General features: G+C 54.7%; 13 protein-coding genes. 3 read left to right on the top strand and 10 right to left on the bottom strand.

Annotation, left to right across the window (positions count from 1 at the left end; all coding sequences use genetic code 11):
- Window positions 1-2 precede the first annotated feature (2 nt).
- From U5A08_RS21715 to U5A08_RS21750, 8 genes are all read right to left on the bottom strand, one after another.
- Window positions 3-1181, bottom strand: a complete 1179-nt coding sequence (locus U5A08_RS21715) for a sulfotransferase family protein (protein ID WP_321848538.1) — start codon at window positions 1179-1181, stop codon at window positions 3-5.
- A 112-nt stretch (window positions 1182-1293) separates the two neighbouring features.
- Window positions 1294-2697 carry an ABC transporter ATP-binding protein gene (locus tag U5A08_RS21720; RefSeq protein WP_321848539.1) on the bottom strand — a complete coding sequence of 468 codons (1404 nt, stop codon included), beginning with the start codon at window positions 2695-2697 and terminating at the stop codon, window positions 1294-1296.
- The gene (locus tag U5A08_RS21725) at window positions 2687-3505 is read right to left on the bottom strand and encodes an ABC transporter permease (protein WP_321848540.1); all 819 of its coding nucleotides are present in this window, start codon (window positions 3503-3505) and stop codon (window positions 2687-2689) included. The genes U5A08_RS21720 and U5A08_RS21725 overlap by 11 nt, the downstream gene beginning before the upstream one ends.
- Entirely contained in the window at window positions 3505-4050 is a 546-nt protein-coding gene (gene rfbC / locus U5A08_RS21730; protein WP_321848541.1) for a dTDP-4-dehydrorhamnose 3,5-epimerase, read from the bottom strand. The genes U5A08_RS21725 and rfbC overlap by 1 nt, the downstream gene beginning before the upstream one ends.
- Window positions 4050-4934, bottom strand: coding sequence for a glucose-1-phosphate thymidylyltransferase RfbA (rfbA, locus tag U5A08_RS21735; protein ID WP_321848542.1), 885 nt, complete (start codon window positions 4932-4934; stop codon window positions 4050-4052). The genes rfbC and rfbA overlap by 1 nt, the downstream gene beginning before the upstream one ends.
- A 2-nt stretch (window positions 4935-4936) precedes the next feature.
- The gene (gene rfbD, locus U5A08_RS21740; RefSeq protein ID WP_198717719.1) at window positions 4937-5833 is read right to left on the bottom strand and encodes a dTDP-4-dehydrorhamnose reductase; all 897 of its coding nucleotides are present in this window, start codon (window positions 5831-5833) and stop codon (window positions 4937-4939) included.
- Window positions 5830-6900, bottom strand: coding sequence for a dTDP-glucose 4,6-dehydratase (gene rfbB / locus U5A08_RS21745; RefSeq protein WP_104902661.1), 1071 nt, complete (start codon window positions 6898-6900; stop codon window positions 5830-5832). The genes rfbD and rfbB overlap by 4 nt, the downstream gene beginning before the upstream one ends.
- A 4-nt stretch (window positions 6901-6904) precedes the next feature.
- A complete protein-coding gene (locus U5A08_RS21750) occupies window positions 6905-7879 on the bottom strand; it encodes a glycosyltransferase family 2 protein (RefSeq protein ID WP_321848545.1) in 975 nt (324 codons plus the stop codon).
- A 581-nt stretch (window positions 7880-8460) separates the two neighbouring features.
- Between U5A08_RS21750 and U5A08_RS21755 the strand changes: the two genes are divergently transcribed.
- On the top strand, window positions 8461-9864 hold the full coding sequence (locus U5A08_RS21755; RefSeq protein WP_321848547.1) for an FAD/NAD(P)-binding protein: 1404 nt from the start codon (window positions 8461-8463) through the stop codon (window positions 9862-9864).
- A gap of 60 nt (window positions 9865-9924) precedes the next feature.
- Here the strand turns inward: U5A08_RS21755 and U5A08_RS21760 are convergent, their stop codons facing one another.
- On the bottom strand, window positions 9925-10785 hold the full coding sequence (locus U5A08_RS21760; RefSeq protein ID WP_321848549.1) for a DMT family transporter: 861 nt from the start codon (window positions 10783-10785) through the stop codon (window positions 9925-9927).
- A 432-nt stretch (window positions 10786-11217) separates the two neighbouring features.
- Between U5A08_RS21760 and U5A08_RS21765 the strand changes: the two genes are divergently transcribed.
- Window positions 11218-12009 carry a CPBP family intramembrane glutamic endopeptidase gene (locus tag U5A08_RS21765; protein WP_321848550.1) on the top strand — a complete coding sequence of 264 codons (792 nt, stop codon included), beginning with the start codon at window positions 11218-11220 and terminating at the stop codon, window positions 12007-12009.
- A 73-nt stretch (window positions 12010-12082) separates the two neighbouring features.
- Entirely contained in the window at window positions 12083-13648 is a 1566-nt protein-coding gene (locus U5A08_RS21770) for a methyl-accepting chemotaxis protein (RefSeq protein ID WP_253397853.1), read from the top strand.
- 109 nt (window positions 13649-13757) lie between these two features.
- On the opposite strand, the gene U5A08_RS21775 is transcribed toward U5A08_RS21770, so the two are convergent.
- Window positions 13758-14450, bottom strand: coding sequence for an alpha/beta family hydrolase (locus U5A08_RS21775; RefSeq protein ID WP_253397855.1), 693 nt, complete (start codon window positions 14448-14450; stop codon window positions 13758-13760).

Genomic DNA, 14450 nt, shown 5'->3' on the forward strand with positions numbered 1-14450 from the left:
TATCACATGCAACGGACTAAGTATTTATATATTCTGGTGTTTTGAATTTTTGCCAAATTAGCTTCAGCTAGCTCGAGCTTCTGAGAGACCTGTTGCAGCTCATTAACTAGATAGGCTTGGGTGTGAGCAGAAGCATGAATAGTTCTTTCAAACTCCGCTCGAGAGTTGCTGAAGGCAGCACCCACCTCTTCAAGCCGGCGATAAAGCGTGTCTCTTTCTTCAGTGAGAACAGAGAGTTTACCCTCAAAGGTTTGAATTTTCTCAGTAATTACCGCGTTTTCTGCTCGCTGGGAGTCTTGCGCATAATCATACAACGTCAAAAGGTGATTATTTGATAATTGTTTGGCTGATAACGCTTCTAGCTGACTCTCCGCTAGGTCGCCTGCGGGGCAGCCTGCGGGATCAGCGGCCATCTTATTCATCAGCAGATGTAACTCCCTGACTTCCACCGGAACGCTATGGATGCTCTCACTTTCCTGAGTTGTATGTTTCGTATGACGTAAATTATCATCTAGAAACGTAGAAATATACTCTGATACAGAAGCTTCATTCAACGCTTGGCCCGGCGCGAGATAATCAGCAATTCTCATGAGTTGAGTGCGAGGATCATCAATCAGCCTGTCGTAGTCTACGACTAGTCGGGGCACCCCCCTTGTAAAATGCAAGCTATTAAAATTATGATCCATCCACATGTAAAAACTTTTGATATAAGGAAAGCCATTTCTTTTCTGTAACGATTCAGCAACGCTGATTGGGCTTCGACAAGCAACCAATACTTTGACATCCAGCCCCAGGTCGTTCAATACCATCAACCAAAATGGAACAAGTTTCGAGATCCTTGGATCCTTGATACCGAAGGAGTTCTTATCGGAAAGCTTCACATCTAAAACAGCTTTGGCTTTCTTTACAAAATATTCATTCTGGCACAAGCCCTTAAGATCAAAATCTGATATAGGCCTGAGACTGTGCCACTCGTGTCCAATTGAGTTCAAAATTTCAACATTCAAGCTATTAATATCTACGTCTTCAAAAAAACCTTTTTCGTTGTTCCCTTTTATGGGACTCATCAAGTTATCACCCAGGTCCACACCAAGCGCTGAAAGCCCTCTGGTGATGGTGCTGGTTCCACTACGGTGCATACCTAATACAAGAACAACCAATTTTTTTGGCATTGAAAGCATATTTAAACATCCTCAAAACCTAATATTAAAGCTTAAAAATAACTTATAAAAAAGAGGACATTGAACATTCTAATTGCAAAAACCGAGGCTTACGGAATCTAGCTTGACGTGCTTAATGTATGACTTCTATATCACTCAATGCGGTCATTTCAATTCGCGGCACACATGAAAAATCGATCACGCCGGTAGATAGATTCTCTACTTCAGACATCACCCTAAACGAAACAATATCAATCAGACGATGTAGGTATGTCTCAGCGCCATTCAACTCGCCAACAACACCAGCATTTAGGAAGTAAACACCCGCATTAAGACCACATACAAACTGAAACTCTACGGAGACGACGGTTCCCGACAGTACGTATGGCAAGCTTGTACGATTAGAAGTGGCCGTTGTCGCCCCCCCCAACTCCAAACCGGAGGTCGTTTTAATCAACATGCCAAACCTGACGTAGTTTGCAGCGTTTTCGAACCTCACACTATAACGATAGAGGTACGTTTTCCCCCGCGTCAAATTGTTCACTCGTTCGCCGTCAGTTGAATAGATTCCCGGATCATCTATCACCGCGCCATGAGACTCATAGACAATAATACTGGACGGCTTAAGTGCCGGGTCATAACTATCGGGGAGGTCAGTGTGCTCAGCGGCAGACAGGACTATCGGCGAATGACCGTCAAAACTGTCATTCATACCTTGCGTATCGCTTGCTTCCTCTATACGTATCTCAGCTCGGATAGCCTCACGCTTATCAGAAGGCGCATAGAGTAATTTCTGATAGCGTCCGACAATTTTTTTGGGCGTACTGATTGCGAGGCGCTCACCCGAGTCGAGCAGCAACGCACGATCACACAACTCGACTACTGCGCCGCCAGAGTGAGAAACAAACAGTATTGTGGCACCCGCAGATCTTATGGCTTCAATTCGAGAGAAGCACTTTCGTTGAAACAACTCATCACCAACTGAGAGGGCCTCATCCACGACTAAAATTTGCGGATCGACATTAATCGCTACCGCGAACGCTAAGCGCACAGTCATACCACTTGAATACGTCTTGACCGGCTGTTCGATAAATTCGCCGATATCGGCAAACGCCACGATCTCGTCAAAACGAGCGTCGATTTCCTCTCGTTTTAAACCCAGCACCGCTGCATTCAGATAAACATTTTCACGTCCGGTGAACTCCGGGTTGAAACCAGCACCGAGTTCCAACAACGCAGCGATACGCCCGTTCGTTTCGATATGCCCATCGGTTGGCGCCAAGGTGCCACAAATAATCTGCAACAAGGTAGATTTGCCACTACCATTTCGACCAACAATACCGACCGTCTCGCCCTTTTTGACTTCGAAAGATACGTCTTTCAAAGCCCAGAAATCACGATAATATTGTTTTGGCAATAGTCTTAATAAACGGCGTATTTTAGGTAGCAAAAATTGCTTGAGCCTATCACGCGGGCTGTCATAGATCTGATAGCACTTGTTCAGGCCTACCACTTTAATTGCGACATCAGAGCACATCTGAAAATCCTTTGCGTGTTTTTTGAAACCAGGCAAAGCCTAGCCATGCAATGATTATAGTGACTACCCAGTAGATCCCGAGCATCATGAAATCAGGTGTCTTCCCCCACAGCATCACATCCCTGGTTTGCTCAATCGCGGGTGTCAGCGGATTCAGATATAGTAAGTGCCTGTACTCCTCAGGAAATGCCGTTGCTGGAAAAAAAATTGGGCTCATAAACATCAACATGGTGGTGATGACGCCTATAAACTGAGAAACATCACGCAAGAAGACGCCCAAGGAGGCGAGCGCCCAACTTAGTCCCATGATAAAGAAACAGAACGGTAAAATAATCAGCGGTAGATAAAATGCGGTTAGGCTGGGTAGACCAAAAAACAAAATATAGGCCACCAGCCAGACACACAGGCTGATCACCGCATGAAACAAAGCCGATATCAGGGTAATAAAAGGCAGAATTTCCAAAGGAAAAACGACTTTCTTTACGTAGTTGACATTCGACAATATCGTATGCGGCGCTCTATTTATGCACTCTGCAAAAAGGTTGAAAATCATTAAGCCTGCAAACAGCACAAGTGCAAACTCCGTCTTAGAACCTCCACCCGTTCCCCACCGTGCCTTTAATACCTCACTGAATACGAACGTGTAGATTGACAGTAAAAACAGTGGATTAAAAAAGGACCACAGTATCCCCAAAACCGAACCCCGGTATCGACCCAACACCTCGCGCCATGCGGAAACCTTTATCAACTCACGATTGCGCCATAGGCTAATGACCAGTTCACGGGGCGTAGCGGGAAAGTGACGCATCAATCAAATACCTCCGCATCCTGGAAGCTCATTCCTTTTGCATCTTTCATAGAGAGCGTTGGGGCAGCGTCGCATAGCCATTGAATGTTGAGTGACTTATCATCCCAGGCGATGCAGCGTTCATCAGCCGGGCTATAATACTCTGTAGTCTTATACAGCACTTCCGCAGTCTCGCTGAGTGTAATAAACCCATGAGCAAAACCTTCTGGAATCCAGAGTTGTTTTTTGTTTTCAGCCGTCAAGTGGATACCAACCCACTGCCCAAATGTACTTGAACTTCTTCTAATATCAACCGCCACGTCGAAAATTTCACCACTGATAACCCGTACCAATTTACCTTGTGGCTTGCCAACTTGATAATGCAGACCGCGCAAGACATGCTGCACTGATCGGGATTGATTATCTTGGACAAACGTACATTTCAGGCCCGTCGCCTCTTCAAAAATCCGAGCGTTAAAACTTTCAAAAAAAAATCCCCGCGTATCGCCAAAAACCTTTGGCTCAAGAACAATCACATCAGGAATAGTCAATTTGATAGTTATCATCAGTACACCGTCTCTATCAAAATACGTTTTAGATACTGGCCATAACTATTTTTCAGCAGCGGCGCCGCAAGTCGCTCTAACTGTTCTGGATCGATCCAGCGATTACGAAACGCAATTTCTTCCGGACAAGCAACTTTCAAACCCTGGCGTTTTTCCAGCGTAGCAATGAACTGGCTCGCCTCCAGCAGCGAGTCATGAGTACCAGTGTCTAGCCACGCATAGCCGCGGCCCATTATCTCAACAGATAGAGTACTGTCATCTAGGTACATCCTGTTAAGATCAGTAATTTCCAATTCGCCACGGGCCGAAGGCTTTATGCTTTTAGCAAGATCAATAACTTGTTGGTCATAGAAATACAATCCAGTCACCGCGTAGCTGGATTTCGGCTGATTCGGCTTTTCTTCTAAGCTAATCGCTTTACCTTGTGCGTCAAATTCAACAACGCCGTAACGCTCTGGGTCATGAACATGGTACGCAAACACACTGGCGCCTTGTGTTCGGGACATGGCACTACCAAGCAGTTCCTGAAAGTGGTGGCCGTGATAGATATTATCACCAAGCACTAATGCGGAAAGGTCATTACCAATGAAGTCTTCACCAATAATGAACGCCTGGGCCAGCCCATCCGGGGACGCTTGTACGGCGTAGGAAATATTCAAGCCCCAGTTACTGCCATCACCCAGCAGTTGTTCGAAACGCGGGGTGTCTTGCGGCGTGGAAATGATCAGGATGTCGCGAATACCCGCCAGCATCAGCGTGGTCAGCGGGTAATAGATCATCGGCTTGTCGTAAACCGGCAGCAATTGCTTGGAGATTGCCAAGGTTGCAGGGTGCAGGCGTGTGCCTGAACCACCGGCCAAAATGATTCCTTTACGTTTAAGCATGTTCATTTCTCTAGAATTTCTATAAGCATCCGTGCCACACCGTCCTGCCATTCAGGCAGGCGCAATGAGAAGGCATTCTGCAGTTTTTGAGTGTCGAGTCGGGAATTGCCAGGGCGTTTGGCCGGCGTCGGGTAAGCCGCGGTGGTGATCGCGCCCACGTTGGCCGGTTCGACCTTGAGCTGCACCCCCGCCGCTTGCGCCTGTTCGAGCACGAAGCGGGCATAGCGGTGCCAGGTGGTCTCGCCCGCTGCGGCGAGGTGATACACCCCGCTCAACTGCGGGTTTGAGCCCATGGTGCGGATCGCGTGAGCGGTGACGTCGGCCAGCAGGTCCGCCCCGGTGGGCGCGCCGAACTGGTCGTCAATCACGTTCAGGCTGTCTCGCTCGATGGCTAGGCGCAGCATGGTCTTGGCGAAGTTGTTACCGCGCGCTGCGTAAACCCAACTGGTACGGAAGACCAGATGTGCACAACCACTGGCCTGAATGGCCTGCTCGCCTTGCAGCTTGGTCGTACCGTAGACGCTCAGCGGCCCTACCGGGTCGCTTTCCAGCCAAGGGGTGTCGCCGGTGCCGGCGAACACGTAGTCGGTGGAATAGTGCACCAGCAGGGCATTCAGCTTCAGCGCCTCGGCGGCCAGTACCGCCGGGGCTTCTGCGTTGACACGCAGGGCCTGGGCAGGCTCGCTTTCGGCTTTGTCGACGGCGGTGTAGGCGGCAGCGTTGACGATGACGTCAGGCGCAAACCGCTGCACGGTCGCGGCCAGCCCCTGCAGGTCGTTCAGGTCGCCGCAGTAGTCCTGGCTTTTCGAGTCGAGCGCAAGCACTTGGCCCAAAGGGGCCAAGCTGCGTTGAAGCTCCCATCCCACCTGGCCATTTTTGCCAAGTAGAAGGATCCTCATGCCGAACGCTCGGCGTAGTTTTTTTCTACCCATTCGCGGTACGAACCCGATTGGATATTGCTCACCCAATCTTGGTTGTCCAGGTACCACTCCACGGTTTTGCGAATACCGGTCTCGAAGGTCTCAGCCGGCTTCCAACCCAACTCACGCTCCAGTTTGCGCGCGTCGATGGCATAACGGCGGTCATGGCCAGGGCGGTCCGTCACGTAAGCAATCTGATCGCTGTAAGGCTTGCCATTCGCTTGAGGGCGCAACTCATCGAGCAAGGCGCAAACGGTGTGAACGATGTCCAGGTTTGGCTTTTCGTTCCAGCCGCCCACGTTATAGACCTCGCCCACAGTGCCCGCTTCCAGTACTCGGCGGATGGCGCTGCAGTGGTCTTTTACGTACAGCCAGTCACGAATTTGCTGACCGTCGCCGTACACTGGCAGCGCTTTGCCTGCCAGTGCGTTGACGATCATCAACGGAATCAGTTTTTCCGGGAAATGGAACGGCCCATAGTTGTTCGAGCAGTTGGTCGTCAGTACCGGCAAGCCATAGGTATGGTGATAGGCACGAACCAAGTGGTCGCTTGCAGCCTTGCTCGCCGAGTAAGGGCTGTTAGGCTCGTACTGGTGAGTTTCGGTGAACGCTGCATCGTCTTTGGCCAGGGAGCCATAGACTTCGTCGGTCGAAACATGCAGGAAGCGGAAGGACTGCTGTGCATCGGCATCCAGGCCTTTCCAGTAGGCACGTACCGCCTCCAGCAAACGGAAGGTACCGACGACGTTAGTCTCGATGAAGTCTTCCGGGCCGTGAATGGAGCGGTCAACGTGCGACTCGGCAGCGAAGTTCAGGATAGCGCGCGGCTTGTGCTCAGCAAGCAAGCGCTGCACCAGTTGGCTATCGGCGATATCGCCCTGTACGAATACATGGCGTTTGTCACCCTCCAGCGAGCTGAGGTTCTCCAGGTTGCCGGCATACGTCAGCTTGTCCAGATTAATGACCGGCTCATCCGCCTGGGCTACCCAGTCCAATACAAAGTTTGCACCGATAAAGCCAGCACCGCCGGTTACTAAGATAGTCATTGAGTCAGATCTTTTTCAGTAGTGTTGCAAAAATTAGCCCGAGGTTCCCCATCAGTGTCTGCCGGTACAAACCGGCCGACCGGAACCCCAGCACTCGTCTAAATAACGTTTGACTCCGCGCACATTTAAAACGCGCAAGAGTCGTTCGATGTTCTTCGCAAAGACGATGCTGCATGGCTTCGAGTGCGCGAATATTCAGTTCGTTCCACTCGTAAAAACGTCCTTGAAAGATCATCCGTAGCCGAACCAGGCGAGCTGCCCAGCTGGAGTTGCTGCCGATCAGATTTTCATCATGCTGGCGGTACTGCATTCTAGGCTCGGGATCATAGTGAACGATGCCTCCCGCCCCCGTGACAAGCTGATACGCCCACCAATCGTGAGAAGGCACTACTACGTCCGCACCCGCCTCCACAATCAGCTTGCGAGCAGCCTGGTTAAAAACCATCGTATTGCCGCCCGCGATACTCTGAACCAACGCGTTAGAGAAATGCGGAGGCTGGGAGAAAAGCGGTGAAAAACCAATCGCCCCCCCCGAGTCGCCTACCAACTGCGTGCGACCACAGTAGAGTGCAGGCACATCCGAAGGCTGGCTCTGCAACCAATCAACCGCCACCTGCAGCTTTTCATCATTCCAGATATCGTCTTGATCGCACCACGCAAAATAATCAGCCTGGATATCGGTCCGACAAGTCAACGAGAGGAAATTGGCGACGAAGCCTTTTTGAGGGCCGGATACCACGCTTAGCCGGTGACTGCCCCAACGACTACAGTATTGCTGAAAAATCGCCAACGAGCTGTCTTTGGAACCGTCGTCCGAAATGACTAACGTCCAGTCACGATGCATCTGCCGCTCAATAGAGTCGAGCTGTTCCGCAAGAAACGTCTCACCATTGTACGAACACATCAAAATCGCGATTTTTGCAACGCAAACGTCGTTAGGTAGAGCATTGGAAAGGCTGCGCGATACGAAAATAGACACAATATCCCTTGGGAGCGCACTACATATCCTGCTGGGAGGTAGGATATAGGCCGACAATAAGGTGGGAATTATTACAGTATTAGTTTGTAAGGGCAATCTTACTTGTGACCGGCGGTCAACCACCGGGAACCCGTCACGCGCCCTACGATGAGGCATTGCACCTCTAGCCCGCAGCTCCTTGCCTGAGCCTCCAGATCGTATCAAGCCCCGCGTCCAAAACCGTGGCGCGCCGATGCTGCCACGCTAGCAGCGCTTCGACCGAATGAGGAGCAATCTTACAAACAACCACCCGAAAAACCTCTTCCGCCCGCCCCCCAGAGGTCGGTAAACGCCGCGAAAGGCATAACTCATATTCAGTTATGATGCGTCGAAAACTCCAACCCCGAGTGCCGACTGATCTATATCAACGAACGCGGAATCGCCGAAGCTGCGCACTGGATGAGCAACTCGATCCACTTCATTATCAAGTTCACGACAAACCTTCGGCAAACTCTACAAAACAATTACCGACCCTCATTCAGAAAGTGCAACAAGACGACTTTGTCAAATGAAACATGAGCGACGTTGAAACTGGAGCTGGAATGAATACCAAGACCATCGCGATTATCGGCGCAGGCTTCTGCGGCTCGACGCTGGCAGTGCAGTTGTTACGCCACCCGCCGGTCACCCCTCTGAAAATTCTGTTGATCAACCGGCCGGGCAGTATGGCCCGAGGTATCGCTTACAGCACCCAAGCGCCCGCGCATGTACTCAATGTCCCGGCAGGCAGAATGAATGCTCTGGCCGGCGAAGACGACAGCTTTTACGAGTATGTAAAACGCAACAACGCCACCGCTACCCCAGGCTCCTTTGTAGAGCGGCGCCTCTACGGTGACTATTTGGAAGCGTTGCTTCAACACGCGTCACGCAACGCAACACAGGGCTGCGAGTTGCACGAAGTGATTGGGGAAGTGGTCAAGATAGTCCCCCAGCCAAATGCCGCTGGCGCACTTCTCTTGATGGATAACGGGGAACACTTTCGGGCCGACAGTGTTGTTTTAAGCATTGGCAGTTGCGCACGCCAGGCGCCTTCGATTGCACCCGAATATCGGCAGTTCTACGAGAACCCGGGCTACGTGCATGACCCATGGCAACCGGGCGCACTCGACAGTATTGGCGCAAACGACCCGGTCTTCCTGATAGGCAGCGGGCTGACAATGCTCGACGTCGTACTTGATTTGCGTGACCGGGGACACACCGGCACTATCCAGGCCGTTTCGCGCCGGGGCCTGCTCCCGCAGCCTCACCGCGAATTGAACGCGCACCCCGCCTATGATGAAGGGCTGGCACAGCACATGTTGACCGATTGCACGGTGCGCCACTATGTACGTGCCGTCCGTGACGCGGTTCGCCAGCACGCGCAAACCGGCGGAGACTGGCGCGACATCATTGGTGGCCTGAGATCCGCGACCCAGCAGCTGTGGCATACATTGCCGCTTGATGAACGCCGGCGATTCCTGCGACATGTACGCCCTTACTGGGATGCCCATCGCCATCGCTGCGCTCCACAACCAGGCGCACGCATGCACACCGAGCTTGCCCGCGGCACACTGAAGCTGGCGGCCGGACGCATCGTCGGCTACACGTCCAACCCTCACAATGTGAGCGTCGCTGTACGCCGACGTGGCGCCAGCACCGTGGAACAATTGGAGGTCAAAGCGGTGATAAATTGCACGACGCCAGCACTGGACCTGCGCCAATTGGACGACCCGTTGCTCAAGTCCCTGCGCGCAGATGGCCTGTTGGTACCTGATGCACTTGGGACAGGCATGGACATCGCACCGTCGGGCGCACTGCTCAATTGCAATGCAGTGCCGTCAGACTGGTTGTATTACGTCGGCCCTTTCCTCCAGGCCCGGGACTGGGAAGCCACCGCAGTACCTGAACTGCGTGAATACGTGCAACGCTTGGCGCTCGAGCTGAACACTGCACTTACCCAGCACTGAATCACACATCGACGGACGCCCGTTTTAGAGGGCGCCCGTCAGCGCTGACTCAGTGATCATTCAACCTTTACGAAACACAAACCCCAACCCAACAACGATCAACCCCATCCCCAGCAGGCTCAATAACGCGAGCCGGTTGCCGAAGATCAGGTAATCCATCACCGCCGTCACCGCAGGCACCAGGTAGAACAGGCTGGTGACATTGACCAGGTTGCCCCGGGCGATCAGGCGGTACAGCAACAGCGTCGCCAGCAGCGACACCACCAGGCCCATCCACAGCACCGGCAGGTAAAAGCTGGCGCTGTGCTCAAAGTGGAACGGCTGGAACGGCACAAACACCGAGCACAGCAGCAACCCCGCCAGGTACTGCACGGGTAGCGTGCCCAACGGGTTATCGGTGATGCGCTTCTGCATGATCGAGCCGAAAGTCATGCTTGCCAGGGCCAACAAACCGAAGAGCATCCCGGCGAGGGACATCCCCGACAGCCCGATGCCTTGGTAGACCACCATGATCAACCCCGCCAACCCCAACCCCAGGCCGAACATCCGGCGCAAGGACCGTTGGCGCTCCATCAGCACCACGGTGAGAATCGGCTGCACCCCCATGATGGTTGCCATCACCCCTGGGGTGACTTTGAGGTCCAGGGCCAGCAGATAGAAAATCTGGTACGCCCCCAACAACACCAGCCCCGTCGCCGCCGCATACAGCAGCGGCTTGCCGGGTTGCGGCAGTTTCAGCTTGAGGATCGGTACCAGAATCACCAATCCCGCAAGGGCGATGGCAAAACGGATCAGCAAAAAGGCGAAGGGCGACGCATGGGCCAGGCCCAACTTGGAGAAAATCGCCCCGCTGCTCCATAGCAATACAAACAGGCTCGTCGAGACCGCCGCGGCCACGGATTGTTTCGAAATAACAGACATGGTTACCACCTGTAATCAGGCAAAAAGCCGATTCAGCAAAAGCTAAAACGCGTAGGTTCAGCTCAGTAGGTTTTTTTCAGGCGGGCATACGGGAACAGCAATCAGCTGATCAGCCCGAAATGCCAACACCCGGCGGTGATACGACTGCGTACACCGGCGTGCTACTGACAGGTGGGGGGTAGTGACTGATCTGCGCAGGCTGCGGGTTCCCGCACGGCACGACCACAGCGCTGGACGCTGAATCGACTACCGCTATGCACAGGAATGCAGGCATGGGCTGATCTTTTGAGGAGATGAAGACGCGATGACTATAACCAGCCGCCGACATATTTTGCAATCGCTCCAGCAGAACCGCTTTCGCGTGATGGCTTTTTCATCTTGCCGCGCAGGCCGCCCGTTATACTACCGCCCAGTTTTTTCCAAGGATTTCACATGACCGCTTTGCCTTGGCTGTACCTCGCCCTCCTGTCCATCGGCTATGCCATGGCCTTGGTTTACGGCCAACTGGGGGTGCTGGCGGCAATCTCCGTGGCCCTGCTGCTGATCGCCGGGTATGCGGTACGCCAGCAACGGACCCCTTGGGGGCGTTACGTCGGCCACGGGTTGTTCATCGTATTGGCCTTGGGCCTTGCAATGCACTGGCTGCCGGGGTTCTACAACGGGCGCGGTATCGCACCCCAGCGTTTCAGCGCCGATGCCGTGCCCTTCTCGATGTACCTCAACCAGGACAAACCGCTGATCGGTTTTTGGCTGCTGCTGGCCTGCCCGTGGATTGTGGCGCGGCGTTCATTGCGCCTGTCGATCTGCGTCACCGCCTTGGCGTTGACCCTGACAGCCATAGCGGCACTGGGCGGCGCGGCGTTGCTGGGGATCATCAGTTGGGCACCGAAGTGGCCGGAACAGGCATGGTTGTGGGTGCTGAATAACCTGTTGCTGGTGACGCTGGTGGAAGAAGCGCTATTCCGCGGCTACATTCAGGGCGGCCTGGGCCGACGCTTCAAACACTTGCCCTACGGCGAAAACCTCGCATTGCTGCTGGCCGCTCTGCTATTCGGCCTTGTACACCTGAGCGCGGGCTGGCAGTGGGTGCTGCTGGCCAGCATCGCCGGCGTCGGCTATGGCCTTGCTTATCGTTTTGGCGGCCTGGGCGCGGCGATTGCCACGCATTTCGGCCTTAATTTGCTGCATTTCGGACTGTTTTCCTACCCAATGCTCGCCGGCTGATTATTGCAAAAATAAGTTAAATAAATGATCGCCATCGCCGATACCCATTGAAAGCCTTGCGGATTGAATAACCATGCGTAATAACCAACCCGTTACCCAGCGCGAACGTACTTTCCCCGCTCAGCAACGGTTGATCTCCACCACAGATGCCAAGGGTGTCATCACTTACTGCAACGACGCTTTCGTCGAAATCAGTGGTTTCTCCCGCGACGAACTGGTGCGCGCCCCGCACAACCTGGTTCGCCACCCGGACGTTCCGGGGGCTGTGTTCGCACACATGTGGTCCACGCTCAAGCAAGGCTTGCCATGGATGGGCATCGTCAAGAACCGCTGCAAGACCGGCGATCACTACTGGGTTAACGCCTATGTGACGCCGATGTTCGACGGCAACCAGGTGGTCGGCTATGAATCGGTGCGCATCAAGCCCACCGCCGAGCAGATCCGCCGGGCCGAAGCGCTCTACCAACGCATCAATAAGGGCAAGTCCGCCATTCCCCAGCGGGACAAGTGGCTACCGGTGCTGCAGGACTGGCTGCCGTTTATCCTGGTCAGCCAGTTGAGCTTCATGATTGGCGCGTCGCTCAATTCCCACTGGGGCTTTGCCCTCGCGGCGGGCTTGTCGGTGCCGCTGGGCCTGCTGGGCCTGAGCTGGCAACAGCGCGGCCTCAAGCGTTTGCTGCGCCTGGCCGAACAGACCACCTCCGATCCGTTGATCGCGCAGATGTACACCGACAGCCGTGGCGCCCAGGCGCGCCTGGAAATGTCGATCCTCAGCCAGGAGGCACGTCTGAAGACCTGTCTCACGCGCTTGCAGGACACCGCCGAACACCTCAACGAGCAGGCGGCGCAATCCAACACCTTGGCGCACAACAGCTCCAGCGGCCTGGAACGCCAGCGCGTGGAAACCGAACAGGTGGCCACCGCAGTCAACCAGATGGCGGCGACGACCCAGGAAGTCGCCAGCCATGTGCAGCGCACGGCCGATGCCACCCAGGAAGCCAATCGCCTGACCGGGCGCGGCCGCGATATTGCCGGGGAAACCCGCGCGGCAATTCAGCGGCTGTCGGCCGCGGTTGGCGAGACCGGCGTGACGGTCACCCAACTGGCCAAGGACAGCGATGAAATCGGCGGCGTGGTCGACGTGATCAAAGGCATTGCCGACCAGACCAACCTGCTGGCCTTGAACGCCGCGATCGAAGCCGCGCGTGCCGGTGAGATGGGCCGTGGTTTTGCGGTGGTTGCCGACGAAGTCCGCCAACTGGCGCAACGCACGGCTGAATCGACCGGGCAGATCCATACCCTGATCGCCAAGCTGCAGCAAACCGCTGCCGCTGCCGTACAAACCATGGACGCCGGGCATCGCCAGGCCGAAGAAGGCGTAGCGCGGGTGATGGAGGCGGATCAGGCGTTGGTGGGCATCAGCGAAGCGGTGGCCAACATCACCGACATGACCACCCAAATCGCCGCCGCCACGGAAGAGCAAAGCTCGGTTGCCGAAGAGATCAGCCGCAATATCAGCACCATCGCGCTGCTGGCCGATCAGACGTCGGAACAGGCGTTGAACTCGGCGCAGTTGAGTGAAGAGCTTACTGTTACCGCCAATACCCAGTATTCGCTGGTAGAGCGTTTTAACCGTTAAACCGTTATCGGGGGCAAGCCCCCTCCCACATTTAACCGCATACACCCCTTGGAATGCAGTCGAATGTGGGAGGGGCGGTGCGACGATTCGACTTGCCCCCGATAGGGCCCTAACAGGCGCCGAGAAACCGAGCCACTTGCACTGCCGCAGCCTCCAAATGCTGCTCATGACTGCACCCCGACGCCTTCAACGGCTTCAAATCATGATCCCCCGCCGCCAGCCACATCACCTCGATGCTCGGCGACAAGTCATACCCCTGCACCGCCGCTCGATTGCCCAACGCATCGCGCTCGCCCTGCACAATCAATGTCGGCGTCTTCAACCCGGCCAAATGCGCGACTCGCGGCTTTTCCGGCTTGCCCACCGCATAGAACGGATAGCCCAGGCACACCAGCCCATCGGCACCCAATTCATCGGCGAGCAAACTGGCCATGCGCCCGCCCATGGACTTGCCACCAATGGCCAGTTTCCCAGCGACATGGCGTCGCACCTCGGTATAGACCTCGCGCCAGCTCTGCAGCAGTTTCGGCGCCGGGTTGGGCGGGCGCTTGCCCCCGTCCACGCGGCGCTGGGCCATGTAGGGAAACTCGAAACGCAAGACGCTCACCCCCTGCACGGCAAGGCGCGCAGCCATGTCGTCCATGAAGGATGAGTCCATCGGCGCGCCGGCGCCGTGGGCCAGGATCAACGTCACCGGCGTATGCGTTGGAGCGCCCGAGGCAACATCCCATCGCCAGCCATGTTCCTGCACACACCGTGCCCATTGATCCCCGTCAATACTGGCCTTGTGCTCTTTGCCCAT

It is taken from the genome of Pseudomonas paraveronii (genome assembly GCF_963681955.1).
Classification (GTDB): Bacteria; Pseudomonadota; Gammaproteobacteria; order Pseudomonadales; family Pseudomonadaceae; genus Aquipseudomonas; species Aquipseudomonas paraveronii.